The 26350-nt window shown below is 40.8% G+C and carries 25 protein-coding genes and 4 pseudogenes; 10 read left to right on the top strand and 19 right to left on the bottom strand.

All coding sequences use genetic code 11. From position 1 onward, the window contains the following. Positions 1–336: 336 nt before the first annotated feature. The 3 genes from IJ00_RS26445 (at position 337) to IJ00_RS29320 (ending at position 3077) form a co-directional block, all read left to right on the top strand. Positions 337–1104, top strand: coding sequence for a ParA family protein (locus IJ00_RS26445; protein ID WP_035159851.1), 768 nt, complete (start codon positions 337–339; stop codon positions 1102–1104). Further along, positions 1101–2081, top strand: coding sequence for a ParB/RepB/Spo0J family partition protein (locus tag IJ00_RS26440; RefSeq protein ID WP_238178553.1), 981 nt, complete (start codon positions 1101–1103; stop codon positions 2079–2081). Before IJ00_RS26445 ends, IJ00_RS26440 begins: the two co-directional genes overlap by 4 nt. An 843-nt stretch (positions 2082–2924) precedes the next feature. Continuing rightward, the gene (locus IJ00_RS29320; RefSeq protein ID WP_168163543.1) at positions 2925–3077 is read left to right on the top strand and encodes a hypothetical protein; all 153 of its coding nucleotides are present in this window, start codon (positions 2925–2927) and stop codon (positions 3075–3077) included. Positions 3078–3337: 260 nt separating this feature from the next. Here IJ00_RS29320 and IJ00_RS26435 read toward each other — a convergent pair whose 3' ends face one another. After that, complete coding sequence (locus IJ00_RS26435) at positions 3338–4054, bottom strand: glutathione S-transferase family protein (RefSeq protein ID WP_082127476.1); 717 nt, start codon at positions 4052–4054, stop codon at positions 3338–3340. Positions 4055–4175: 121 nt separating this feature from the next. After that, positions 4176–4367: a hypothetical protein gene (locus IJ00_RS28570; RefSeq protein WP_144416134.1), complete on the bottom strand. Its 192-nt coding sequence runs from the start codon at positions 4365–4367 to the stop codon at positions 4176–4178. Between the two features lie 507 nt (positions 4368–4874). On the opposite strand from IJ00_RS28570, the gene IJ00_RS26430 reads away from it, so the two are divergent. Beyond that, on the top strand, positions 4875–6449 hold the full coding sequence (locus IJ00_RS26430) for a GMC oxidoreductase (RefSeq protein ID WP_035159848.1): 1575 nt from the start codon (positions 4875–4877) through the stop codon (positions 6447–6449). Between the two features lie 135 nt (positions 6450–6584). Here the strand turns inward: IJ00_RS26430 and IJ00_RS29790 are convergent, their stop codons facing one another. From IJ00_RS29790 to IJ00_RS26400, 7 genes are all read right to left on the bottom strand, one after another. Further along, on the bottom strand, positions 6585–6749 hold the full coding sequence (locus tag IJ00_RS29790; protein WP_238178552.1) for a hypothetical protein: 165 nt from the start codon (positions 6747–6749) through the stop codon (positions 6585–6587). A gap of 108 nt (positions 6750–6857) precedes the next feature. Next, the gene (locus IJ00_RS29785) at positions 6858–7121 is read right to left on the bottom strand and encodes a TilS substrate-binding domain-containing protein (protein ID WP_052754568.1); all 264 of its coding nucleotides are present in this window, start codon (positions 7119–7121) and stop codon (positions 6858–6860) included. A 70-nt stretch (positions 7122–7191) separates the two neighbouring features. After that, positions 7192–7572: a hypothetical protein gene (locus IJ00_RS27310; protein WP_052754567.1), complete on the bottom strand. Its 381-nt coding sequence runs from the start codon at positions 7570–7572 to the stop codon at positions 7192–7194. Next, a complete protein-coding gene (locus IJ00_RS27305; protein ID WP_052754566.1) occupies positions 7569–8468 on the bottom strand; it encodes a hypothetical protein in 900 nt (299 codons plus the stop codon). The genes IJ00_RS27310 and IJ00_RS27305 overlap by 4 nt, the downstream gene beginning before the upstream one ends. A gap of 87 nt (positions 8469–8555) precedes the next feature. After that, positions 8556–8870, bottom strand: coding sequence for a helix-turn-helix transcriptional regulator (locus tag IJ00_RS26410; protein ID WP_035159846.1), 315 nt, complete (start codon positions 8868–8870; stop codon positions 8556–8558). Positions 8871–8987: 117 nt separating this feature from the next. After that, complete coding sequence (locus IJ00_RS26405) at positions 8988–9251, bottom strand: hypothetical protein (RefSeq protein ID WP_035159843.1); 264 nt, start codon at positions 9249–9251, stop codon at positions 8988–8990. Positions 9252–9262: 11 nt separating this feature from the next. After that, on the bottom strand, positions 9263–9526 hold the full coding sequence (locus IJ00_RS26400) for an alpha-ketoglutarate-dependent dioxygenase AlkB (protein WP_052754565.1): 264 nt from the start codon (positions 9524–9526) through the stop codon (positions 9263–9265). Between the two features lie 613 nt (positions 9527–10139). Between IJ00_RS26400 and IJ00_RS26395 the strand changes: the two genes are divergently transcribed. Continuing rightward, positions 10140–10778 carry a glutathione S-transferase family protein gene (locus IJ00_RS26395; RefSeq protein WP_035159842.1) on the top strand — a complete coding sequence of 213 codons (639 nt, stop codon included), beginning with the start codon at positions 10140–10142 and terminating at the stop codon, positions 10776–10778. A gap of 353 nt (positions 10779–11131) precedes the next feature. On the opposite strand, the gene IJ00_RS26390 is transcribed toward IJ00_RS26395, so the two are convergent. The 6 genes and pseudogenes from IJ00_RS26390 to IJ00_RS26360 all read right to left on the bottom strand — a co-directional run bounded on the left by IJ00_RS26390 (position 11132) and on the right by IJ00_RS26360 (position 16715). Beyond that, positions 11132–12151, bottom strand: a complete 1020-nt coding sequence (locus IJ00_RS26390) for a tRNA-dihydrouridine synthase (RefSeq protein WP_035159841.1) — start codon at positions 12149–12151, stop codon at positions 11132–11134. Positions 12152–12795: 644 nt separating this feature from the next. After that, positions 12796–13005 (bottom strand): hypothetical protein, encoded by a 210-nt coding sequence (locus IJ00_RS26380; protein WP_035159839.1) that lies wholly within the window; start codon positions 13003–13005, stop codon positions 12796–12798. A 96-nt stretch (positions 13006–13101) separates the two neighbouring features. Further along, positions 13102–13728, bottom strand: a pseudogene (locus tag IJ00_RS26375) (replicative DNA helicase); the annotation flags it as partial. A gap of 14 nt (positions 13729–13742) precedes the next feature. Then, positions 13743–15068: an IS4 family transposase gene (locus IJ00_RS26370; protein ID WP_035152048.1), complete on the bottom strand. Its 1326-nt coding sequence runs from the start codon at positions 15066–15068 to the stop codon at positions 13743–13745. A 97-nt stretch (positions 15069–15165) separates the two neighbouring features. Further along, positions 15166–15897: pseudogene (locus tag IJ00_RS26365) on the bottom strand (DnaB-like helicase N-terminal domain-containing protein); the annotation flags it as partial. After that, positions 15894–16715 carry a helix-turn-helix domain-containing protein gene (locus IJ00_RS26360; RefSeq protein ID WP_035159837.1) on the bottom strand — a complete coding sequence of 274 codons (822 nt, stop codon included), beginning with the start codon at positions 16713–16715 and terminating at the stop codon, positions 15894–15896. The pseudogene IJ00_RS26365 and the gene IJ00_RS26360, both read right to left, overlap by 4 nt. A 378-nt stretch (positions 16716–17093) precedes the next feature. Between IJ00_RS26360 and IJ00_RS26355 the strand changes: the two genes are divergently transcribed. Continuing rightward, the gene (locus IJ00_RS26355) at positions 17094–17450 is read left to right on the top strand and encodes a hypothetical protein (protein WP_035159836.1); all 357 of its coding nucleotides are present in this window, start codon (positions 17094–17096) and stop codon (positions 17448–17450) included. A 211-nt stretch (positions 17451–17661) separates the two neighbouring features. Next, a pseudogene (locus IJ00_RS27985) lies at positions 17662–17844 on the top strand (type I restriction enzyme endonuclease domain-containing protein); the annotation flags it as partial. Between the two features lie 79 nt (positions 17845–17923). Here IJ00_RS27985 and IJ00_RS26350 read toward each other — a convergent pair. Beyond that, positions 17924–18187 (bottom strand): hypothetical protein, encoded by a 264-nt coding sequence (locus IJ00_RS26350; protein ID WP_035159835.1) that lies wholly within the window; start codon positions 18185–18187, stop codon positions 17924–17926. 259 nt (positions 18188–18446) lie between these two features. Between IJ00_RS26350 and IJ00_RS27980 the strand changes: the two are divergent. Together IJ00_RS27980 and IJ00_RS26335 are read left to right on the top strand one after the other, a co-directional pair. Beyond that, positions 18447–19015: pseudogene (locus IJ00_RS27980) on the top strand (IS1 family transposase); the annotation flags it as partial. A gap of 361 nt (positions 19016–19376) precedes the next feature. Beyond that, complete coding sequence (locus tag IJ00_RS26335) at positions 19377–21821, top strand: NACHT domain-containing NTPase (RefSeq protein WP_238178551.1); 2445 nt, start codon at positions 19377–19379, stop codon at positions 21819–21821. A gap of 319 nt (positions 21822–22140) precedes the next feature. Here IJ00_RS26335 and IJ00_RS26330 read toward each other — a convergent pair whose 3' ends face one another. After that, positions 22141–23475, bottom strand: a complete 1335-nt coding sequence (locus IJ00_RS26330; RefSeq protein ID WP_035155395.1) for an IS701 family transposase — start codon at positions 23473–23475, stop codon at positions 22141–22143. Positions 23476–23867: 392 nt separating this feature from the next. Here IJ00_RS26330 and IJ00_RS26325 point away from each other — a divergent pair, with 392 nt between their 5' ends. Further along, positions 23868–24443, top strand: coding sequence for a Uma2 family endonuclease (locus IJ00_RS26325; protein WP_035159833.1), 576 nt, complete (start codon positions 23868–23870; stop codon positions 24441–24443). Between the two features lie 145 nt (positions 24444–24588). Here IJ00_RS26325 and IJ00_RS28565 read toward each other — a convergent pair whose 3' ends face one another. Both IJ00_RS28565 and IJ00_RS26320 read right to left on the bottom strand, forming a co-directional pair. Beyond that, positions 24589–24792, bottom strand: coding sequence for a hypothetical protein (locus IJ00_RS28565; RefSeq protein ID WP_144416132.1), 204 nt, complete (start codon positions 24790–24792; stop codon positions 24589–24591). Between the two features lie 78 nt (positions 24793–24870). Next, positions 24871–25806, bottom strand: a complete 936-nt coding sequence (locus IJ00_RS26320) for an ABC transporter permease (protein ID WP_035159830.1) — start codon at positions 25804–25806, stop codon at positions 24871–24873. Positions 25807–26350 lie beyond the last annotated feature (544 nt).

Genomic DNA, 26350 nt, shown 5'->3' with positions numbered 1-26350 from the left:
GTGGAGTTCTCTTATGTATAAATGCTAGAAAAAATTACCATAAGTAACCAGAGCTTCACCGCTTCAACTGCATACACACCAGAAGAAATTTAAAAAGTATTGTATTAAAAAGTACACAAGTATGGGCGAATTAAATCTTTAGGAATTCAAGCCACACAGGAAAAAAAGAGCCAGCATACCTCGATGAGGAGCAAATGGAGTCACTCGATACTCTCCATCAACACATCAAGCTCAGTGAAAATATAATTTTCTACCTTACCCGGTTGTATTCCAGCATATCAAGCGCTAGAATTTGGCTCTATTACCAGCAATTTTGACAAGCGTAATATATAACCCGTGAGCAAAACCCGCGTTATTGCCCTATTCAATCAAAGCGGTGGTGTAGGCAAAACCAGTTTAACCATGAACTTAGGCTACCACCTCGCCCAAAAAAAGAAAAACCGTGTTCTACTCCTTGACCTAGACCCCCAAGCCAGTTTGACCACTTTTATGGGTTTGGAAAGCGAAAATCTCACCAAAACTGTTTACGAAGCTGTGGTGGGAGAAGAAGATTTGCCCGTCCATCCTGAACTCATTCATGGGATGGCAATTGTACCAGCCAACATCAATCTTAGTGCTGCCGAACTGGAACTTGTTGCAGCTCTAATGCGCGAAATGCGACTAAAAAACGCCATCGCCCCCGTACTCGACAAATACGATTATATTCTCATCGACTGCCCCCCATCTCTCGGTATTTTGAGTGTTATCAGCCTTGTTGCCGCTACCCATGTCCTTGTACCCATTCAGTGTCAGTTTAAATCATTCCAAGGAACTGATTTATTGCTCAAAACAGTCGCTGCATTACGTAAAGGTGCAAATCCAACTTTGGCGATCGCCGGGTTTATTCCCACCATGTATGATGCTCGTACTGCCCAAGAGAGTAGGACTAATCAGGCAATTAAAGAACAACTATCACCACTAGCTACAGTTTTTGACCCTATACCCAAGACCATAGCCTTTGCAGATGCCAGCGAGGCTCGTTTACCATTAGCGCTATATAATTCCAAAAATTCCGCAGTTAGTGTTCTCAAAAAAATTGCTTCTAGCTTAGAAAAACTATCGTGATTAAACCCACTACGACCAAAACTACAAAAAAAGAACAACCTTATTCCAGTAAACTCCAAGGCGTAGCCGCATTACTGGGAGAAAACGCCTATATCAAAGAAAGCGAAACTGCTCAAAATCCACCAATAAGCATAGCGATCGCCCTAATTAAACTACCACCCTCCCAACCCCGCCGCTATTTCGACCTCAATAAACTCGAAGAACTATCACGCTCAATTCAAGACTTAGGTGTTATCGAACCTCTGTTAGTGCGTCCGTTAACTGGGGGTAATTATGAATTAGTCGCAGGAGAGCGTCGTTACAAAGCAGCCCAATTGGCAGGACTCACCGAAGTCCCCGTGGTTGTCCGCGAAATGAATGATGTCACCACATCAAAGGTGCAAATCGTTGAAAACCTGCAACGCGAAGACCTCAACCCCATCGAAGAAACAGAGGGAATACTTGACTTATTAGGATTGCAGCTTAAATGGCAACGTGACGAGGTAACAAGTCATCTCAACAAAATGCGTAACGTTTGCGATCGCCATAGTGAAAATTCCGCAGTGAGACATAACGTTATGTCTCAACAGAAAACCAAGATAATTGAAGAACTTTTTGCATCCCTAGGGCGGATGAGTTGGGAGTCTTTTATTAAAAATCGCTTGCCACTGCTCAACTTACCCTCTTGTGTGTTAGAAGCCCTACGACAAGGGAAATTAGAATACACCAAAGCTCGTGCGATCGCCAAAGTTAAAGATGAAGAATCAAGACAGCAACTCTTACAAGATGCGATCGCCTACAATCTCTCACTCAATGAAATCAAGCGCAAGATTAAGGAAATTGAACAACCCGCCAAACCAGAAGCATCCATCAAAGACAAAGTTGATGATACCTTCCGCAGGTTGAAAAAATCCCAGGTTTGGGACGACCCCAAGAAAAAGGTAAAGGTAGAAAAACTATTATCTCAGTTGGATGCACTGATGCAAGATGAGAAATAAGTTAGTAATCACCATAGAGAAATGCCCAGGAAATTGTGGAATTTAGCACCAGACAGTTAGCTCGACTTTATCCAAAATTGAGAACTTAGCCTTCCTTATCCGGCAAAAATCCTGTTTTTTTGGCAAATACTTTTTCTATGTCACAGATTTGCGCTCAAATCCAAAAACTCAAACTATTGTCTTGCAATGGTTTCAGCGTCGGATTTAAGGGTTTCTGAAAAATGGATAAAGTCGAGGTTAGAGGATAGGCAATAACTTCACCAGACAATTCGTGATTATCCGGTAGTGTCCGCCAGACAGTAAGGCAGACAATGGTTTTGAGTTGACCAGACAGTACGGCAGACAGTATGGAAAATTTCACTCCTCATCCGGTAGACAACACACCAGACAGTCGGCAGACATGACCAGACAATCATCCTACAACACACCAGACAGTCGGCAGACATAACCAGACAATCATCCTACAACACACCCGACATGACCCGACAGTACACCAGACATGACCAGACAGTCGGCAGACAGTACGGCAGACAGTACGGCAGACAGTAGTATCTGTCCGGCGGACGACAGACAAAAAGATGATATTTTTTTCCAAAATTTCTATATTAGAATTACAAAAAAAATATAACGTTGGGCGCGACTCGTTATACAAGAGGATGGCGTACCTACAGATAATACCAATTCTCTAAAATTAGGCTACAGATGGAATCTACCGAACCATTACTAAATCTAGATTTTTTAATTGCGTTAGCGTTAGCTCTACCGTAGGGAGCATTGCGAATTTGTATAACTACCTGGAAGATAGGTAAGAAAGCTTATCTGGATGCCGAGCAGATAATGCATATGGATGGTCTACACGACCACATACAGGCAACTGCAAAGATGGAAGGTTATCAGATACCGGAGGCGACAGGACCAGTAAAGATTGAGGGAGAGCAGGCGACAGCTACAAGTAGTTTGGCAGGAGATCAGACTCAGACAGTGGCACCAAGTTGAGTTTTGTAAAGAATGCTGTAATATCCTATTCGTCAGCCATTTGCCTGATTTATATTAGACTTGTTGCGAATTAAGCCAAAAAAGTGGCTAAAACCCTTGCGAATCAAGGTGTTCAGCGATTTAGAGCTATAAACGGTTGTAAGCCTTATACTGTAAGCTTTTCAGTCGTTTCAAATTTTATTATGCAACAAGTCTATTATGTAAAATAGTTTTATTTTTCAAAACTGACCTACTTACACCCAAAAATAAAAACCTAACCGTTATGACTGGTTTTTGTTTTTTGTATTGGCGTTTCTCTGTCCAAGAGTATTTTTAAAAGCTGGTCTTGCTTCCATTGCATTTAAATAGGCAGTAATTGCAGGATACCGATCGTAGTTTACAGGGACAAGAATTTTTGCATAATATAAATATGAAGCAATTCCAATATCTGCTGCGGTCAAATTGTTTCCTACTAAAAATGATTTATTTTGTAATATTTGATTGAGTACTGTTAATAAACGTGGCATTTCAGTTTTACGCTTCTCTTCAGTAAATAAAGCAGGAGATAAAGTTGCATTAGCAAAAAATACCCACTGTGTAACTTGAGGATATTCCTCTATGGAACCCGTTTTTTTTTGATATTTTTCAGATAAATATAACAAAATTGCTCCAGATTCCCATAGCTTCAAGTTTCCATCAGAAATTGCAGGAACTTTACCCATTGGATTAATAGCTAAATATTCAGGTTTACGATTTTCTCCAGCACTGATATTTAAAGAGATATATTCATATTTTATACCTAATTCTTCCAAATACCATTGCACCATTGGAGTTCGTGTTTTCGCACCTCCATAAAGCTTGAGCTTAGTCTGGTTAGTAGAAGCTCTTGGTATATTGTTTTGAGATACAGGTACCGCAAGTATTGGATAAATAGGAAAATAACCAAATATTATTGCACTTGTAAATGTAAGTAATCTTACAGGTAATTGTTGAATCATGTTACTCATATATTGCGTTTAGTTTCTACTCTTTTCAAAGCAATATACAACAAAATAGACCACTACCGAAGCATGGGGGATTTCGGAAAGGTTGGAAAAAATTGGGGCAATTTTATCAAAGCTACGCTCGACGAAATACAAATAAATTACCTGTCGCACCCCGTCCAATTCTAATTTCCCCATCCAAATCGTAGCCAATATATTTTTCTAGTTCATGGTCTTCATCATTAGACTTGTTGCGAATTAAGCTAAAAAAGTGGCTAAAACCCTTGTGAATCAAGACGTTCAGCGATTCAAGAGCAAAAACGGACAAAACCCTTATGTCGTAAGCTTTTCAGCCGTTTATTTTATTACGCAACAAGTCCATTGAAAGATGCGAAAACAGCAGTTTGCAAAATTTAGGGATGACTGTCAGTGATAGCCCTGTATTCTGTCTTAGACACTATATTCAAAGTGCCCAGTATCAAGCGTACACTCGATATGACGCAGAAAAATCCATACTGTTTAGCATCAACGAGGGACAGCTAAAGAGCCACATATCCTTAGAGGAAGTGCCATAGATACTTGCAATGAAATCCTGTCAAAATTTAACCTTTTCTTTAACAAAAAATTTCCACATTTTTACTGAAATAAGCATTATTGATTACTAGCTATTAATCTGATACTCATATCAATGATTGTTGTAAATCAACTAAAAATTGCCCGAATTAAAGAATTCCTAGCTGTAAATACCAAAAACTGCTAACTCACTGACTAACTACCTACCTACCTACGATTTACAACCTCGCAAACATGGCAAGCAAAAAATAGGAGATAAAGTATGTCCCAAATGCTAAATCGTCGTCGATTTCTTCAGGCATCGGCGGCGGCAGCAGCCAGCATAGGTGTATCTACTGTGCGCACTTGGGCTGGTGGTGTTGACGAGTATGTTGAGGCGATAGTAATTGGTAGTGGTTTTGGCGGTGCAGTCGCATCATTGCGGCTTGGTCAGGCTGGAATTGAAACAGTTGTCTTGGAACGGGGACGACGATGGCAAATTACTGATGCAGGCAATACTTTCTCTACAACAAATAATCCCGATGGTCGTTCTACCTGGCTTAGTCCCACTACGGTTTTACCCCCACCAGTTCCAGAAATCCCTATTGATGTATATACAGGTGTTCTCGATGTCAAAAGAGGTAATGGTATCAATGCCTATCGAGGTGCAGGTGTGGGGGGTACTTCGCTTGTCTATGGTGGTATAACCTATCAGCCAACTGAGGAACTATTTTACAAAGTTTTTCCCCGCACTATAAAATACTCTGAACTAGATCGAGTTTATTACCCACGGGTGCGTTCCATCCTCAAAGCATCTCCCATCCCAGACGATATTCTACAAACCAAATACTACTTAGCCAGTCGTATTCTCCAAGAACAAGCAGCCAAAGCAGGTTTACAAACCCGAAAAATTGATATCGCTTTTGATTGGGACATTGTTCGTCAGGAAATTTCCAATCAGAAGGTGGCTTCCGTTATCGCAGGTCAAATTTACTATGGTACAAATAGCGGGGCGAAAAACAGCTTAGATCGCAACTATTTAAGTATGGCAGAAGCCACCGGTAACGTTGAAATCCGACCTTTGCACGTAGTCACGATGATTGGGGAATCAGACCGTGGGCGTTACCGGGTTGTTTGCAATCAAATTAATGAGCAAGGAGAAGTGCTTTTCCAAAAATCTTTTGTTTGTCGCTATTTATTTTTGGCAGCAGGTTCGATTGGCACTACTGAACTATTACTGCGTGCTAAAACCAACCGTACTTTGCGCCGCCTTAATAATCACGTAGGGAAGTTTTGGGGAACGAATTCCGATTCAAATACCGTAATGATTAATGCTGGTGAGACTAATCCAACACTAGGGACTCCTGGTGTAATCGCAGTAGAGCATCTCGACAACCCTATTGCCCCAGTGGTGCTTGAGCCATTTCAATCACTTCCTTTCATACCACAAGGTCTGATTCCTGTTCTTGGTCAGGGAATTTCTCAACCGGAGGGCTATCTTACCTTCAATACAGCTACTCAGTCATCAGATTTATTCTGGCCTATCAACTCAGCCGATAGTCAAAAAAACGCTCAGGCTCTCCAGTATACTTACCAACGTCTCAATCTAGCCAATAGCACAAGTCTTGCTGCACCACCTGACTACAGTTCTACGGCACACCCACTTGGTGGTGCAACAGTTGGACGAGTGTGCAATACTCACGGGCAGGTATTTGGTTATCCTAACTTGTTTATTGTTGATGGTTCATTTATTCCCGGTTCAACAGCCTGCTCAAATCCCTCGCTGACTATTGCTGCTTTGGCAGAACGGAGTATGGATCACTTTCTCAACTGGATTCCTAGACTAAGAAAAATATAATTTAGTGATTTAACCCTATAGCGCTCGCTTGGGCGTAGGCGAGTGCTATCACACTCTGTGCAGTGCCAAAGGCGATCGCTGGTTGGCATATAGCTTGTTTGCATACCTCTACCGAATACTTGGATACTTGAGTATCTACATATTGTGCTTGGGTTCAAGTTTGTACTCCCGTTCCACTACCGCCAACAATTTTGCTTGCAACGAAGACAGATATGGCTTGGCTTGCTTCCCCAAACCCTGCAACAGCCAATCCACTGCTTCATCACGTCCAGCCACTTCATGTAACCGCCGCAGTCGCATACACAACTGCTCCATGAATTTGCAATCTTCCTCCAGTAATTCCAGTGATTTCAAATGCTCGACTTTTGCTGTATAGTGACCATCCCCACACTGTATAGCACAAACGTACTATCCCACATAAGTAATCACACCCCAGCAGCCGCTTTTCCCTCGCAACTCTGGGTTATCCTTTGGCTGAATCAAGCATATTTCTCCCAGATGGTAAGGATTAGGCGCTCTGGTACGTTCTATGATGCGCTGCACAATATCTTGAACAATGCGACCTGAAGGTAATTTACCACCAGCTGCGGTCACTGCCTGTTGCCAAACTTCTCGCTGTTGTTCAGGTTCTAGTTTAGTGAGGGGTCTAACTTGGCGCTCATACCATTTCACGAAAATAGTGAAACAGATACAAACCCTGAAAGTCTGACCAGATAAGACTTTCTTAATTACGAATTACGAATTACGAATTGGTATCACTGGTGGGTAAGATTTGTAAACCATTGGGACACATTTGAGCAAGGTTATCAACAACATCCGCAGCGTCAATTAACCTGTAAGGATGGCGACGCTCAAACCCAAATCTATCACGGCAGTATTCCTCAAAGTTCTTATGTGTAGAACGGTACAATCGCCTATCCCTCAATGACTGCAAAGCCTTACCAGCTTCATAGAATGCCCGTTCTACTTTGCGCTCCAGGTGTAGGCGTAAGTGAAGTTCCTCTTGTGAAAGAGGCTCGCGCTGTTCTTCAAGAGTTTGTTGTTCGGGTTGAACGACTTCGACTGATAGAGTATCAGATGGCATCAACTGATTATTCGGTTGGTCATCGAATAGTCCGCTCATGGAAATACCTCTACCCCAAAATAGGCAGCAGCTTCTTGCCAGGTAGTTGGGTACATTCGTTTGATATATTCCAAGTCCCATTGCCAATCTGCTGCGGTTTTGACAGGCAGTCTTGTTCCCATGGGTTCCACTGGTTGTCTACTGATTTGGAATAGGAATATGCTACGTGGATTATTGATAGTTTCCCAGGTACGCTCGATGTGTGCTAATGCTCCATAGGCTTGGGAAAGGTCATGGTTGCTCAAAGCGGTTCTGACCCTTGTATCTAGGGGTATATTTAATTGTTGTAATTTCCCTTGTAAATCCTGGGGAATTTGAAAGTCATCCTTTTGGGCGGAAGTTTGAGTTTGTTGTGGTGATGGTAACTTAGGAGTGACATCAGTTGGTGCAGTTTCCTCGGCATTTTTTTCACTTACTGCCCTGGTCTTGTTGGTTTGAATAGTTTGAATAGTCTGAGGGGAGATGAAATCCTTTTCTAGCAAAGGTTTCGGGCACTGATTTTCTGGAATTTCAGAATCTGTTATGACATCTTGTAATTCATTCTGGGATTCCGTAATCAATTCTGGATTCTCAGAATCAGACTCTTGTTGAGAATGCGCCCATTGAACTAACAGTTTACCAGCCTTAACAATAATGGCTTCTAGTTTTCTGAGTTTACCTAGTGCTTCGTAGAGACTGCTTTCTGGAAGCAACCACCGCAGGGCAAATTCCTTGGCGACAATTTCAATCGGGCGATCGCAGAATGGATTCTCGTAGCGCAGAGCTAAATGAACGTAAGCCACATTGTTAATCAGTTTGGCTTGTCTTAGAGCAATTAGCTCTTGTTTTTGTAAAGGGTAAAATCCTCCGACAACTTTTTGGCTATCGGTTCGCTCAGGAAGTGGTAGATGTGTCATGATTAAGGTATTAATAAGATTTACTTCCCCGCACCTCTTCAACAGGGCGGGGTTTTTGTTACTTTTTGACAACCAAAAGTAGGCACTTTAGATGCAATCTTGGGCTAAAAGATGAGAAATATCTAAGTATGCCGATGGGAAAAGAACTTTAAAATCGGTTCCTAGTACCTTGCATATTGCCACAATGATATCAGTACTAACTGCTTCAGCTCTGCCATCTTCTAGTTTATAGATATATTGATGACTACAGTTCAAGCCAAGGCTACTAACCTTTTCTGCTAAGGCTCGCATACTTATATCACCACGTAATTCCTGTAGGCGCTTACCTAGCTCCGGACTCCATTTCAGCTTGTCTACATACTTTAAGGAAATCATCAGCTTATCCTTACTATTTATACTCATTATTGTACACTTAAGGTTTACAAAAAATCCGATTTTGAATACCATGAGTTTATAGTTTTTGTGACAATTTAGATGAAACAACCGGGGAAGTGGAATATTGGAAATTAGACGATTTACCTAGAGTGGTAGTTCATCTGTTCTATCAATTTTTACCACTAGCCTACCACCGAGGATTTCTACCACCTTCTGAACGATTTTGTGTTTGGTATCCTCTGGATTTTTTACTACTTTTCTCATGATTGAGCCATATTTTTTTATAGCTTCCTCATCGGAAATCCCTGGAGATTCAGCTTTTCCATAGGCTACAGCAAGCTGTGAGATATTCCAGTTTTTTTCCTCTAGTAGCTTTTGTATCGCGGACATTTGGTGAATTATTAGCATAACAGTGCTATTTAATCATAGTCTTTAGTTTTGCCATTAACGTGGGGGCGAAAAGTCAGGTTAATACGCTCACCTATAAGTTTTGAGGTTTTCGGTACTTGGTGTACCCAACCTTCTTGGTATCCCTGCATTAGCAATAAACTGCCATGTTCTAACCAAAAATCTGTGGGTTTCCCGGCGTTGTTTGGACGCAGCTGAAATTTACGGGTAGCACCGAGGGTAAGGAATGCGATAAAGCTACGCTTAGCTGACGCGATCGCTGGTCTTGTTCCCATACTCAGTTCGTTAATGCAAGAAACAATTCTAGAAACAAAGCAAGCTCACGGTGCGATCGCATCAATAGACTTCTTGCAGAAATGCTTGAAATTTCATGTTGAGCGAAAGGAAATATCTCTTGAGATTCTTTGTACACTGCGTTGTATACCCTACAGTAAGTAAGTCGATGAAAATAAACCTAACTATGTAACAGAATGTAAAGTTGACAAAACCGTTGCGGTTGCTTCATTTCACTGAGTCGCAAAGCGACACGCTACGCGTTTACGCAGTATAGCGAAGCTTACGTTTAATTCACAATGACATACATTGAAATTTTCACACCGACCTACTTAAGCCGCAAGATACAGAATGATATCCACAACTTTTCGACTTTTGCAACAAGTCTAATAATTTGCGGGTTTGAGTATTTACAACTGGAGATTAAGCCCTGTAATCACTTACATTGACCTATGGGGAACACGTAGCCGATAGATTTGGCATTTACAACTGGAGATTAAGCCCTGTAATCACTTACATTCCAGCCTTCAGAGGGATAGGATATCAGCTAAATTAGTTGAAAATTAGTCGAGAGATTAAAAAGTCACAAAGAATTTACTTCTAGGAAAACATTTTATGATCGTTGTCCATCATCTCAACAACTCGCGATCGCAGCGCGTGCTATGGCTACTTGAAGAATTAGGTATTGAGTACGAACTGAAATACTACGAACGAGATCCAAAAACGATGTTAGCACCAGCATCGCTGCGTCAAGTTCATCCACTCGGTAAGTCACCTGTAATTACAGATGCAGACCTTACAATTGCCGAGTCAGGTGCTATTGTAGAATACTTAGTGAATACCTACGGCAACGGTCGGTTAATACCAGCACCCAGTATACCAGAACATCTGCGCTATACTTATTGGCTGCACTATGCTGAAGGTTCGGCAATGCCACCACTGCTACTCAAGCTTATCTTCGAGAATTTTGGCATAGGAGATAGTGACGCAATGAGCGCATTCATAGCACCCCAGATTCAGCTTCATTTTGATTACATCGAAAGCGAACTCAGCAATAATACATGGTTCGTGAGTGAGGAATTCACCGCCGCCGATATTCAAATGAGCTTTCCCTTGGAAATGCTTGCCACAAATGCTACTGAGGTAGATAACCGACCAAAGATTAAGGGATTTCTTGAGCGCATCCATGCACGACCTGCTTACAAACGTGCGCTTGAGCGCGGAGGCAAATACAACTTCGCTAACAGTATTTAGATAGGGGTAGTGTTATTTGAAAACAATATTGCATATCAAGGCTGGCAATGCTTCGCTGACCGTAGGTTTATCGCCTTCAACCTAGACGTTTAAACATACAGATGTTTGATATCATGTTCGCTTGAACACTTACGATAAAAATAACGCTGATATTTTGGAATATAACAACTCTGCAAACTTTATATCGTAACTAATTACCCGAACATGATATGAAATATACTCATGCGATAGCTTCGCTGACCGTAGGTTTATCACATAAAAATGGGACGATAGTACATTTGAATTAAAGCGTATAACCCTGATTCAATCGCTCAGCTTTCTTCTAACTCGATTTCAAATGGGCGAACGGTGAGTTATAAGCTTGAGTCAGTTGAATTGGCTAAGTTTTCGTTACTATCGGCAAGGAGGATGCGATCGCACAAGTTAAGCAACTCAACCTCGGTTTGTGTCTTTCGCATCAACCGCAGAAAATCACCTTCAGCGTCAACCAAGACCGCAATGTAATTGAGGAACATTTTCAGGTAGCCAACACGTGAACTCATTGGTATAGTTTCCAAATTAGGGGTTTGCCATAAACGATCAATATAGTTGCGTACCTCTACTAAAGGAACGGGTGCGATCGCTTCTCCTCGCAAAGCCTGCCGAATTTGATTAAAAATCCAAGGATTCCCAATCGCCCAACGTCCTACCATCACACCCGCCGCGCCCGTTTGAGAAAGCACTTGTTTGGCTATTGTGGCAGAGTTGATATTGCCATTGGCAAGAACTGGACAATCAACCCGCCTGACCGCTTCAGCAATCAAATTATACTTCACTTCTCCGTGATACATATCTTTCACCGTGCGACCATGCAAACTTAGTAAATCAATGCTGTGGCAATTGATGATATCTAAAATTTCGTAAAAGTTATCTGTATTTTCAAAACCTACGCGCATCTTGACGGTCAAAGGTCGATCGTTCACTGTAGAACGTAGTTCTCCTAAAATCCGATCCACTTTTTCAGGTTCTCGCAGTAATCCACCCCCAACATTTTTGCGATAGATTCTAGGTGCTGGACAACCCATATTCAAGTCAACTCCAGCTATGTCATAGCGACAGAGTTCCCGTGCTGTTCTTACCAAGTCGGGAATGCTTTCGCCAATCATTTGAGCAAAAACAGGTCGCCCCGTATCGTTTTCGGTGATTGCTGCCAAAATGCTACGATTGAGCCGTGAAGTATCATGCACACGGAAATACTCGGTGAAGAAGTAGTCAGGACTACCATAGTGGGCGATGACCTTCATGAACCAGAGGTTTGTCACATCCTGCATTGGAGCAAGAGCCGTAAGGGGTAAGTCTGGATGTAGCGATTGGGGGAGCGATATCTGGAACATAAAGATGAAGAGCAATTAACAAAGCATCACTGTACCAAAAAGTAGTTAAGTAAGTCGGTGAGAATAAACCTAACTATGTAACAGATTGTAAAATCGTCAAAACCGTTGCGATTGCTAGAGCCTACGGCACGCTACGCGAACATTCCACTGAGTCGCAAAGCGACACGCTACGCGAACGTTTCATTCGCAATGACATAGCGTGAATTATTTAAGCCGTTCTACTTACTAAGATTGAGCCAAATAACCTAACCTAAAAATACAGCCAATTATCCGCAGTAAAGAAGCGGTAAATATACTGGTAAATAAAAGTGGTGAGACAAAAACAGGAGTAGATAATTTCAGGATAAGTAAGTCGGTGAGAATAAACCCAACTATATTAAGAAACGTAAACACACCTGAAACCCTTACAAATGATGCCACTTGCGCGATTGCCTCTTAACCCTAGTCGAGCAGTGATACAGCAGTTCGTTCCCTGGACGACCGCCAGCGTCCTTGTATGTTAATTCAACGACATCAGAGCCAAACCATTTTACGTCAACAACTGTAACCACCTGGTTGGGCAATATGCCTTTAACTGTTGCTCCCTTGGTCAAATCCTCTAGCAGCATCTACTATACAGTTTTTTAGTAATAATCAGTTATTCTTTATACTAAACGGCTTATGTGAGTTGGGGTAGTAAAAAAGAAGGGGAAACCCAAGGTGATGAGTTCAAATTCTCCTGGTTGGGGATAATAGTCTCGGATGTCTGAGTGGATGGGAATATCTGGGAAATGGTATTTGAGGACTCTTTGGGCGTTGGGATTGATTTCCACAAGTTGAGTTGTCTGTATTCCCCCAGTTTGCTTTGCAGCCACGGTAAATGCTCAGATGCCACTAAATAAGCATAGGTGTCGTAGTAATTGCATTTGTCTAAACCAATCTTGGAGGCATCAAAAGTATCTGAGTTCATCTCATCGCTGCAAGTTTTTGATAATTCCGTAGGATTTATCGAACAGTACCGAGGCTGTACCAGTTGCGCTATGTCTTGCTTTCGCTATAATTAGCTCTAACAATCCCCGGTCAACGGTATCTGAGTTGTAGTACTCATCCCGGTAAGCCAAAATGATGTTGTCTGCAACCATTTCTAGGATTCCCGATTGGCTGAGGTCGCTCATCATCGGACGCTTATTTTGCCTACCCTCAACTCCCCTGGAGATTTGCGAAAGTGCCAATACCGGAACATCAAGTTCCCCTGCCATCTTGTATAATCCCCTGGCAACATCCCCTAATTCGTAACTCCGATTGCCTCCATTGTCCTCTGCCATCAATTGCAGATAATCTACTACAACTAGCCCTAACTTGCCCTCACGAGCCAAAATTTGGCGGCATTCAGAAGCAATTCCAGATACAGTGATACCCCGGTCATCATTGATGTACAGTGGCAGTTCTGAAGCAATACCAACAATTTTTGCTATGTTCTCAAATTCCCAACTAGCTAAAGGTTCTAGTCCGGCTCGATGTCTACGAATGCGATCGCTTCTAAAGGAATTTAAGTTACAACCAAAGTACTGTCCAAAATTACTAATTAAACTCCACAACGATTAGTAACAAGTTAAGGAAAAGCAGGAATTGTCAAGGGTAAAGGAAAAGGCGATAAGTCAAGGGTTTGAGGCTCTTTTCGTATTGTCTTAACAACATCAAGGTTTTTGTTCTCTGGAGCAGCAAAAAATAAAACTGGATCGGTTGCTCGACCCTTGTTATAAGCATGATTAAAATGGTAAAGCCCACGAAAAATCATCTCTAAAGAAATGCGTTCAAACGGGAGGGCTATTTCATCAGCAACAGCATCTGCAAGGTCGATTAAAACTGCATAAAATAACCAAGTTGCCCAAACTTGAAGCTTGACACCATTGACAGAACCTGTCCAGAGATAACTTAACCCCAGCAAGCGTTTGGCAGTATTAAATGCCTCTTCGATTCTCCATCGTTTCGCATAAAGATCGGCAACGACATAAGGTGGAAGAATTTGAGGATCTAAAACTGAAGTAACATAGGCATACCAAGTCTTGCCTTGCTTGACTTCAATGAGACGTAAACGTAATATTTTTTGGTGTTTATCCTCTGTGTTGAAGGAAATTATCCGGTCTCGAAGTGTGTAGTCGTAGCTGAAAATTCGCTCAACATCAAATACTGCATTTGATTTGATGCGAGTAATAAAATCAACCTGTTTGGCAATCAAGCGCAAGAAAAAACCAAAATCATAAAAGCCACGGTCGAGAACTAGCAAGGTTTTAGCACTAGCAATATTAATTAAATCATCGAGAAAATTAGTATCATGTGCTAAGGGATTAGTATGAAACCAAACTTGTACGGGTAATCGTGTTAACAAATCAATCACTGTACATATTTTGCCGGCTAACTTACCTTGTGGAACATCTTTTAAACTATCTAATTTACGAAATAAAGCTTCGAGTGTTGACCCGTCCGCAATCCATATATTCACAAAATGCTTCTTGGCATATTTGACTGCTGCTGGTAGGGTTCGTTTTTCGCGAAGAAGCCAACGCGATTTCAACAATGGTAACAAATCGTGAAACACTCGTTCAAATAGTTCTGCTGGAAAACTGAGAAACCTCTGTGACAACCCCTGCTGTGATACTTTAACAGCTTTACCCCATAACAATTCCTCCTGCTCCAACATTCGAGTTAGTTCATGTACTGATGCTACTTGCCGCCAAATCACAGTTAACATCGCTGCAACCATTAATGACAGATTAAGTATACGGTCGCGTAATCCAAGGCTTCGATAATAGGCACTTTGAGCGTATATTGCTGGACTCAGCAAATTTTTTAAGTGTTCGCTTATTGCTTCATTATCCGCAAGTGGGGTGTTTCGACGACGAACATGGTCAGGGTTTCTCGGTTTTTTGGTTGGCATGATTTTGAACCAAAAGATGCACTATTACTAGTTTCTCAGCTTTTTGAGTCCCTCTATACTGCTCTTGACAAAACCTCAAAAACCTTAACTTGTCACGAATCCTCCACAACCTATATTCCAACTGCTTTTTAGTCATTTCCAGGGAAAAGACAGCCACGGGCAATTTATGAAGTAACATGATTTGCAATGCCAAGTTCATGGCGATCGCGGACTTGCCCATTGATGGTCTACCAGCAACCAAAGTCAATGTCCCACCTTCAAAGCCAACAATTAGCTCATCTAGGTCATAAAATCCAGTTGGGTAAATGGGGTTAGTATTTTCTAAATCACTATATGCCACAGCAGTGATTGTACTGTTATGTTCGGTATTGGTAGAAAACTTTTGGTTGGAAACCTGATATAGTTTCTGTTCTGAACGGTCTAAAATAGTTGGCAGTTCCGCTTCTTGCTGATAAGCAAGTTCTACAATTTCATTGCCCACACGAATCAACCGCCGTCGCAGATATTTGTCCATGACTAATTCTGCTAAAGCATCGATGTTGACTGCGGAAACAGTACAGTTAACCAGGTATGCAAGTTTGTTTCTACCACCAATTCGGGCAAGTAAATCTTGGTCTGTCAACCAACTTGTAACTGAAAGTAAATCTGTGGGCTTACCTTGTTGATGTAGGCGCAGGGTTGATTGGTAGATATCTTTATGGGCACTGATATAAAAAGCTTCCGGTACTAAGCGATCACTCACTCTGCTAATTGCTTGTGGATCGAGCATTATCCCGCCCAAAATAGCTTCTTCCGCTTCAATATTCTGTGGAGGTAAATTGTCTGTCATGTTTCACCTCCTGATGATTGATTTTGGGCTTGCTCCTGACCAGACTTTCTACCACGCAAACGGCTTTCTTCCAATTCTCGCTGCCATTCTGCAAATTGTCTTCTAGCACTTTCTCTCTTATCTAATTCGTTTTTCTCCTGCTCTGACTGATTTTTCTTTTGTTGAGAAGCCAACACAAATTTTTCGTAATAAACCTCCCACCTATTTGCTCCAGCTTTATTCTTATGTGCTAACCATGCCTCAATGTCATTCACTTCCTGACTGAGATTCTTTGTTTTCTCCTGACAAAATTCCAAAAACTTCGCTCGCTCCTCTTCTGAGAGAGTCTTTATAAAGTCTGAATAAGTCTTAATAGTCTTAGAGGTGCTGAAATCCTCATCTGGCAAAACTTCTGGCTCTTGGTTGTTTCTTATAGGCAACGGCTGTTCACTATAAGAAACCTCTGTTTCCTCTGGTAAACTATCGTTTCCTATAGGCAATTTACGTTTCCTATAGGAAACACTGTTTTCTTTGGGAAACTCTGTAACGTTATTGTTGCCCGTTTTAATCCGAACCTTGACCCGCACTAATTCCACTGCAATAAGACCCATTTGGTCTAGTCTTTTTAGTGCTTTGGAAACCGCTCCCTTAGACAGTCCTAGCTTTATTGCTATCTGAGTAACACTGCAATCAAGCTCACGATCGCCAAAAGGGTCTAAAGAGCGCAGATAGTAAAGGACTTTGATTTCAGCCCCAGTTAAATCCTTCACAGTTTCTACCCATTCTTCATTTGTTAACTGGTAAAACAGAGGTGCTTTGTCCTTTTTAAGTTGATTCATAGTTGCACCTCAAAGAAAGTTGAGTTAATCTCAAACTCAGAGCAGGTGACTTGGGTTATCCTCAACTCCTGATGTGTCCTCAACCGTTCCTCATGCTGTGATGGGTAAAATTTCTCTTGAACTTTGGTAGTGCTTTGCGTCATAATGCAGTAACTAAGATTAATTAACAAAACTTTTTGTTCGCTTCGGTTTACGAAAACCGGAGTGAAACTTTCTTATTTGAGAATTTATAAAAAAGTTCGCATATTACCAAACTTTTATCTCCATCACTGATTTAATGGGATTACACTAGTAAGCAATGGTAGGTAAATTCTCTATTCATGATTCAGTCATAACTAAATATCATACTACAAAATTCAGTCAAGACATAATTAACCGATGAATTTTTCACAGGCTTTGGATAAAACCCTCGACAAGTTCAGCATTAGTGCGAAATGGCTATCTGAGAAGACTGGAGTTTCTCAGCAAATGATTAGTGGGTTTAGGCGAGGGAATCAGAGAATTTATTCCGATAGCCTAGAAAAGATACTAGCGGGGTTACCAACTGATGCTAGAAATTACCTGTTATTTCAACTAGCAGAAGTCGATACAAATAAGGTTGATTTGCGATCGCTTATTGCTCAAGCGCCCCCAGAACAAAAAGCTGAAGTATTACATTTAATTGCTGATTCCTTTGCAAATCACAATCGCAATCCTGAACCAGTAGCGGCTGTAGAATTACTGGAAGCTGTTTAATTTTTCGATTTTGCAGCACAATAATAAGCACCTTGGCAGATAGTACCTGATTGACAGTCCGGACATACCCAATAGGACTTTAGATTCTCTTAACCTTGTCTAGGTTAACTGATAACCATTATCTTTTGTCAATACATTTAGCTGATTTTTGGGCAAAATTTGTCTAAAATGGGCATTTTTGTCATTTTCCAGAGGGATAAAATATAAAATACTTCAGGCGATCGCCCGTGATTTAGTGCAAACTATCCCCAACAATGTCACCATTGGCTGAACTGTGAAAGAAAGTGTCAAAGCGAATCTGTGGAGGTTAGTTAAACGCCTGCTGCGGAAATATGGTTATTCACCAGATAAGCAGGAGAAAGCGACGGTGACGGTTCTACAACAAGCAGAGTGATTGTGTAGGAATTGGGCGGCTTGATGTGGTTCAAAAAAGTCACCTGATATCAAGTGACTCTCAGTTTTTTATGAGCTAGTTACTGCTTTTTGTTTGAGTGATTTGGGCGATCGCCAGGTTGACCATTTTTCTTTTGCTCCACTACCTCTATTTTGGCAGCTTGAACAAAAATTTCAGCCAAAGGTATCAAGTGAACACCTTGCGGGTTTTGCTGCACCGTAAGAGTAAAAGCAGCATATAAGCCAATCCCATAAGCTGTCCATTTTGATAGGCGAGAGAATAGATGGTCAAACTTGAAAACCTCGTTGGAACTTCCAGACTTTTTAGTTTTGTTAGTGTTCATGGGTATGATGGGAGTGAATATAATTGAACTTCGCCTGGGTGACTCCAGGCTTTTTCCTGCAATCAGGATGTCATCATTCTGCCAAAACCCTCAAACCCTTGTCGTTACTATAAAGTCAGCCAAAATTACGAAAAAGTCAGTTATAATTACCGAAAAAGTTTTGGCATTATATAAATGCGGGATGAACTAGAGGCTGAGAGATGATTCGTAAAGAAAATCTGGCGTTGCATAATGGCAGTATGAATTGAGGTGTAACTTGATGGAATGTCCACGTTGTGGGTCGTCTCACACCCGTAAAAATGGCAAGAAAAGAGGTAAACAAAATCACATTTGTTGTGATTGTAATCGCCAATTCATTGATCGCTATGAACCGCCCCAGGGATACAGTGATGAAGTGAAGCGGGAATGCCTAAAAATGTACGTTAATGGTATGGGATTTCGCGCCATCGAACGGGTCAAAGGCGTTCATCACACAACATTGATTACTTGGGTAAAACTTGTGGGAGAACTGCTACCTGAGACCTATGATCCAGAGACAATTCCAGAAGTTGGCGAACTTGATGAGCTAGAAACTTTCGTCGGCTCAAAAAAAACAAAATCTGGCTTTGGACAGCAGTAAATCACTTCAAACAAGGTATTTTAGCGTGGGTTTTGGGCGACCATAGCGCCGAGACTTTTCGACCGTTATGGGATATTGTGGGTACTTGGCAATGCTATTTTTATGTCACGGATGGATGGTTGGTCTATCCAGGCTTTATTCCTGAAGGCGACCAGATTGTTAGCAAGACTTACATGACACGAGTTGAGGGGGAAAACACCCGACTGCGCCACTATCTCGCTCGATTGCATCGTAAAACGCTATGTTATTCCAAATCAGTACAAATGCTGAGGTATTCAATTCGATTGTTACTTTATTATCTCCGATTTTGGGATGTTCCGATTCCTCAATGATTCATACCGCGATTATGCAACGCCGAAAATCTTAAGGAGGCTCAACTCATTACCAGGTATAAGTTTCAGCGAAAAACTTCTGTATTAGCTCAAATTCCTGAAACCCTTACAAAGTAAGCATTTTACTTTACAAATTAGCTTTGAAACTATTAGTATTTCATTCAAAATTAAGCTAAATCATCTTATGAATCTGCAACGCCAAAGTTTTTAGCTGCAAAAATATTTACTTAACTGACCAATGAATTTAGAAGAAGTCCTAGAGTTAGCTGATGAAGTGGTATTTACTAAGACAGGTAAGTACTTAGCTGATACACGAAAGCGTATACTTCGGGAATGTTGGGACAATAAAACCTATGACGAAATAGCTAAAGCTATCGGTTATGATTCTCAACACGTTAAAAACGAAGGCAACAAATTATGGAAACTTCTTACAGATGCATTGGGTGAAAAAGTCAGTAAAAGTAATTTCCGAGAAGCATTAGAACGCTATCAACGCAGCTTGCACAAGTCTAAAGAAAATTCTGTACCACTAACCTTATCAGTTAGCCAATCTGATAACCCAGAAAAAGAAATAAAAATAGAAGTCTTGGTGCCAGAGGTACGCGAAAAGGTTAAACCTTATTATGAAAACCGAAACGGCACTCTTAAAGTTTTAGGAATGCGTGAACCTATAAAGCTGGAATGGGTTTATACAGGAGTTAAATTTTTAGGTAATGAAGCCATCCGTAGTTTTGAATCTATCGAAAATTTAGAACAATTTTATCGCCAAGGTAGTAGGCGCAGGTTTAAATCTCAAGATAAAGGTAAACAAGAGGGAATTATAGTTGCTAATAAAAAACAATATCTGATGGTGCTTGGTGCCCCTGGTGCTGGTAAATCTACGTTTTTGCGAAAGATGGGATTAGAAGCACTCAAAGGTCAAGATGGAGGATTTAAGCACGACTGTATCCCTGTATTTATAGAGTTGAAAAGATTTCAACATAGAGATATCAATATAGAAAATTTTATTGTCAAAGAATTTAGTAATTGTGAAGTTCCTCAACCCGAAGAATTTACAACTCAAGCCTTAAAGGAAGGCAAGTTACTAATTTTGTTGGATGGTTTGGATGAAGTGCCAACAAAAAAATTAACCAATGTCATTAGTCACATTGAAGATTTTGTTGAGACTTACAAAAAAAATCGCTTTATTGCATCCTGTCGCATTGCGGCTTATCGCAGTAGTTTTCGCCGCTTTAGTGATGTCACAATGGCAGATTTTGATGATAACCAAATTCAGCAATTCATTCAGAATTGGTTTCATTCAGAAACAGATAAAGAAGCTCAGACAGGTGACAAATGTTGGGAGTTACTACAAAAGCCAGAAAATAACGCTGCTAAAGAGTTAGCCCATACACCTTTATTGCTGACATTTCTGTGTTTAGTATATGACCGTTCCCAAAACTTTCCTAATAATCGCAGTGTGCTTTACAAAAAAGCTTTGCGGATATTACTTGAAGAATGGGCATCAGAAAAGAAAATTCTTCGAGATGAAATTTATCAAGGTCTGCACACAGAACTAGAAGAAATCTTACTATCAGAGATTGCCTATACAGGTTTTGAGGCTGACAGATTATTCTTTCCTGGGCGTGATATTGTTGATAAAATCAAAGAATTTTTAGCAAGTAATTTGAATGCACCTCAGCATTTAGATGGTGAAGCAGTTTTGAATGCTATTGCTGTGCAACAAGGAATTTTGGTAGAACGAGCAGAGGATATATTTTCTTTTTCTCATTTAACATTACAGGAATATTTAACAGCACAATATATTGATGACCATCGCCTAGTTGAGAAATTAGTTACTAAACATTTGATAGATAAACGTTGGAAGGAAGTGTTTTTACTTGTTGCTGGTTTAATGCGGGGTGGTGCAGATGATTTGTTGTTGCGGATGGAAAAAGAAGCGCAAAAGTACATTAATACACCGAAGTTGCAAGCTTTATTAAACTGGGCAGAACAGGCAACAACTGGATCTACTGGGGATTTTAAATCTGTAGGGAAACGTGCAGTTGCGATCGGTTATGCGATCGCCAACGCCTACGCCAACGCCAACGCCAACGCCAACGCCTACGCCATCGCCATCGCCATCGCCAACGCCAACGCCAACGCCTACGCCGACGCCGAAGCCATCGCCTACGCCTACGCCGAAGCCATCGCCGACGCCGAAGCCATCGCCAACGCCAACGCCTACGCCAAAGCCATCGCCAACGCCAACGCCTACGCCAAAGCCATCGCCTACGCCGAAGCCATCGCCAACGCCGAAGCCATCGCCAACGCCGACGCCAACGCCGACGCCATCGCCTACGCTATTAAGTACATTCGTCAACTTGAAGAATTAACAATCTTCAATAACGTTAATTTTACTAAGCTAATTGACTCACTCAACAAACTGAAAACTAAAATTCCCGATGAGAAACAACCGCAGAAAGTGCGCCAAGAATTTCTTCAGCACCTCCAACAAACTTTACTCAATGCTTTTAATCTCAGCCCAGACATAATTAATTTATCTAAGTCAGAGTCCAAAGCACTGGAAAATTATCTCTATGCCAATAAACTACTCATCCAATGTAAACAAGCATCTGTGCGGCTATCGCCCACAACCTGGGAAGGAATTGAGGAGCGGATGTTGTTAGTTCTGGGTAATTAGTTTTATCTTGTACCCAATGAATAAGTAGGAAGGTGCAATTAAATATAAAACCTTTGTAGGATGGGTTAGCGCAGTGTAACCCATGCATGATAAGACTTTGATGCGTTACGGCTACGCCTAACACATCCTACCTTTAATTAAACCTGGCTACTTAGGACTTATACCAATTCACAATGCTCCCTACGGGAGAGCTAACGCTAACGTAATTAATAAATCCTGGTTTGACAAGGGTTTTAGAGCTTGGATATGTTTCAGGATTTTCGTGAAATGGTATAACCCCTCTTTTGTTACTTTAGGAAGAGAAAAATTGACAAGAGGTTCAACTAGCAACAGAGAAACTGACTGGAGAAGCGCGAAAATCATTCATAAAGTTGATTAATTTCAAAAAGCAACGCTTCATACCAGGAATGTTAAATACTGTGAGCCAAGGTTGAATCAAACAGTAAAAAATATAGGGTTGAATGAGCAATCTCAGATTATTTAAGGCACTCTTCCATGTGGTACCAGATTCCCAATTAGGATGTTGACTATATTGAGAACTATTAAAGTCTATTGAGGAAGGTAATTCTGAACTAGATGTTGATTGATTTTGGACATGAAGTTGAAAATAAGTAGCCTGAATGCTAACGAAAAGGTAAGCACTAAAAATGATTTCCCACCAGCGTTCAATACTTTCATAATCAGTTAGACGAAAATCAGCCCAACCTAGTTCATTCTTAACTTGTTTAAAACCATATTCAATCCAATTTCTTAAACTATAAAGTTGCGCGACATTCAGTGACAAATCAGTTGATAAATTTGTCATGATGTACCAACTTTCATCTCCCGTAGGGTCGGGTGTATTCATCTTACTGATTTGGTAGTATCTGGTACGGCGACGTTTACCAAAAATAATTTCTCTCAAGTAACGAGTTTCAGTTTGACGATGTGAAAGCTTTTGCTCATAAGCTTTCCAGCGATTATAACGTTTTCGGCTTCCTGGGGGCATCAACACTCCATGATTGGAGCGAATTGCTACGATAAACTCTAGTTCTAATTTTTCTAAACATCTAATTACATCTCCACTCTCACCATATAGGCTATCCGCTAACACTAATTTAATTTTGAAACCCCATTCTTTCAACTCTTGAATAATCTCTATTGCTATTTGGGGTTTACTCTTATATTTATCGCCTTCTCTTAAGCGATTTCTCGGTTTAAATATTTGGAACATTAGAGGATAAGTAATCCCATCTACTACACCATAAGCATTTACAGATACTATTCCATTCTCTGTCTTGCCTAAGTTTCCGATATATTGACTAGTCACATAATCTGTTGATTTTCCCTTTTTCTTATCCCCGGTTTCGTCAATACATAAAATTATTTCTCTTTCTCCAATAAACCTTTTGATCAACCACAGCCTAATTTCTCTTAACTTTTTGACATCCCACAGTGCATCTCTCAAAAAATGATGTAGTGTTTGGCTATCTTTTAACCCCACTGTTTTAGCTATTAGGGGTAGGGTTTTTCGCGGGATTTCTGAAACTATGCCCAAATGTAAGAATTTGAAAGCTTCAAAATGCCTCACATCCTCAAATACTGAATAATAGTGCTGGCAGTAGTTATCTATGAATGCCACTGTGCTTACTGGCTGTCTGCGCGGCGTAACCATTCCTATTACTTACTTTGTCTGCTTTTTTTCTGATTATACTCTCCCCGTAGTAACAAAAGAGGGATAACACATCTTACCTTTAATTAAACCTGGCTACTTAGAGTATTCCAACAAATAAATGATCCAAAATGTGTCATTGCGAATGGAGCGAAGCGGAATGAAGCAATCGCAAGAACTGGGAGATTATGTGATTGCTTCGTCGTTCCTCCTCGCAATGACAATTGGGCATTTTTTTACTTGGAACACTCTTAGGACTTACGTAATCGTAACGAGAAAATGAGGCTTTGACATTGCTGACCTACGTCGCAATGACGTTAATGTATAGTTCTTGCATAAGTCCTGATGAATAAAAACCTAAAATAGAGTCATATCCCCCAATCCTAAAATAAACCATGACTCAACTCACAACCCAACTCACCCTCGAAGAATTTCTTGCCCTCCCCGAAGGGGATATTACCTACGAATTTGTTAAGGGTGAAGCAGTTCCCAAATATAAAAATGATGAAATGTCTCCCAAATTTTTTCATGGCTCCACCACTGGTGCATTATTCACACTATTGTCTGCATGGGCACATGGTAAGGGACGAGTTGTAATTGAATGGGCGATAAAATTGGCAATTGAAAATGAGAACTGGATGCCTGTTCCTGATTTAACCTATGTTTCCTACAACCTACTTCCTGCTGATTGGTTAAAAGACGAACCCTGTCCAATTGCACCGGAATTAGTCGTAGAAATTATTTCCCCTGGTCAAACTTTTGGTGAGATGGCTGGAAAAGCTGCTGATTATATCAAAGCTGGGGTTTTACGGGTTTGGGTTGTGGATACAAAAGCCAGAACTATCACTATCTTTGCACCTGCTTCTGTTCCTGTCACCTATCGAGATAATTTGGTAATTAGCGATGATTTATTACTAGGATTGGAACTTACTTCTAATGAAGTATTTCAACGTGCTGGTTTGATTGGTTAGGATTTTCGATAGGTTATTTTAATTGTGTTTGTAGCTGGTGGTAGCGCTGAAGCGTAACTACAAACCCTGTTTTCTAGACTCTTTATGCTAAAATCTGTGATTGCTGTTGGGCATTGAAAACCAGTATTAATATCAATACCGTCAATTAATATTTGATGCTAAAACCTTTGATTTCGTAGGGCGTTGAGCCTTTTTGTGCATTATCTTCTATTAGTGGCTGTGTTCCTTGATTGCGATTTCGGCGATCGCCGACTCTGCACAAAGCAAAGGTAATTTTATCTACTGGAATTTTGGCGTTTACCAATTCATGCGCCAACAATACAGATGGCTTCAAGTCGTCCAGTGACAAGCTTGTGCTTATACAGTAAGGCTTTAAGATTATTCTCTGGAGATAGTGATAAAAGAGGGTTAACAAGGGTGGAGAATGTCAACGAACATCATGTTTACTCGAACCATAGGAAACCCCCAAACCTGCTGGTGGTGTGGATTTTCCAGCTAATCCAATCGTGGCTAGAAGTGCGGTAATGTAGGGCAACATCATCAGAAATTGATAGGGAATATTTACACCTAATGCTTGGATTCGTAATTGCAAAGCTTCTGTTGCCCCAAATAACAAACAAGCCAAAGTGCTATATATAGGATGCCATTTGCCAAAGATAAGGGATGCGATCGCAATAAATCCTTTTCCCGCACTCATTCCTTCGGTAAAATATCGCACTTGCACCAAGGTTAAATAAGCGCCACCCAAACTTGCCAGACAACCACCAAAGATGACTGCCATATAACGTATTCTGACTACGGAGACACCTGCCGTATCTGCGGCTTGGGGATATTCTCCCACAGCACGTAAATTTAAACCTGGGTTTGTGTAAAACAAAAAATATGTGGTGAAACCAATAATTATAAATAGTAAATAAACGAGGATATCTTGCTGAAATAATAAGCGACCAACTAATGGTATGTTGGCAAAAATGGGAATTTTTATGGCGATAAGATTTGGTAAACGTTGAGTACTATTATTGGCGAATACTAATCGTCCTAAAAATGAAGTGATGCCAGCAGCGACAAGATTAATCGCTAAACCCGAAACTAATTGATTCACTCGTAATGTTACACATAAAAAGGCGTGGAGTAGTCCAACTAAAGCACCTACTATTAAGGCAGCGACTAAACCTATCCAAACATTATTAGTATAAAAAGTTGCAGATGCACTTGTAAAAGCACCTGTAATTAACATTCCTTCGAGGGCAATATTAAGTATGCCCGAACGCTCCGAATAAAGCCCTCCAAGTGTAGCGTAGGCGAGGGGGATGGTAAGGTGAATAGTAGAAGCGAGATAATCAGAAAAGAAAGCAATATCCATATTTTTTAATCTAAGTAAGTCGGTGAGAATAAACCTAACTATGTAACAGATTGTAAAATCGTCAAAACCATTGCGATTGCTAGAGCCTACGGCACGCTACGCGAACATTCCACTAAGTCGCAAAGCGACACGCTACGCGAACGTTTCATTCGCAATGACATAGCGTGAATTATTTAAGCCGTTCTACTTATAGCTTTAGTTTATACCAATTCACAATGCTCCCTACGGGAGAGCTAACGCTAACGTAATTAATAAATCCTGGTTTGACAAGGGTTTTAGAGCTTGAATATGTTTCAGGATTTTCGTGAAATGGTATTACCCCTCATTTGTCACTTTCGGGAGAGAATAGTCTGAAATGCTTACAGCATAAGGCTTTTATGAAAAAACCATAATTTCAGCCATTGTGTTAGAAAATAAACGCTCAAATGCATGTTATATCTAGAGTTGAAAATTTGACTTTGATTTTTCTTTTCCCAGAGTGACAAAAAGGGATTACAGCTCCCGGTTCGCTCATTGTCAGTCAAGAATTTCAGATCATATGTTT

Origin of the sequence: Calothrix sp. 336/3, assembly GCF_000734895.2 — a bacterium.
GTDB lineage: Bacteria > Cyanobacteriota > Cyanobacteriia > Cyanobacteriales > Nostocaceae > 336-3.
The sequence above is the reverse complement of the archived record's forward strand: the minus strand, read 5'-3'. Positions and strand labels throughout refer to the sequence as shown.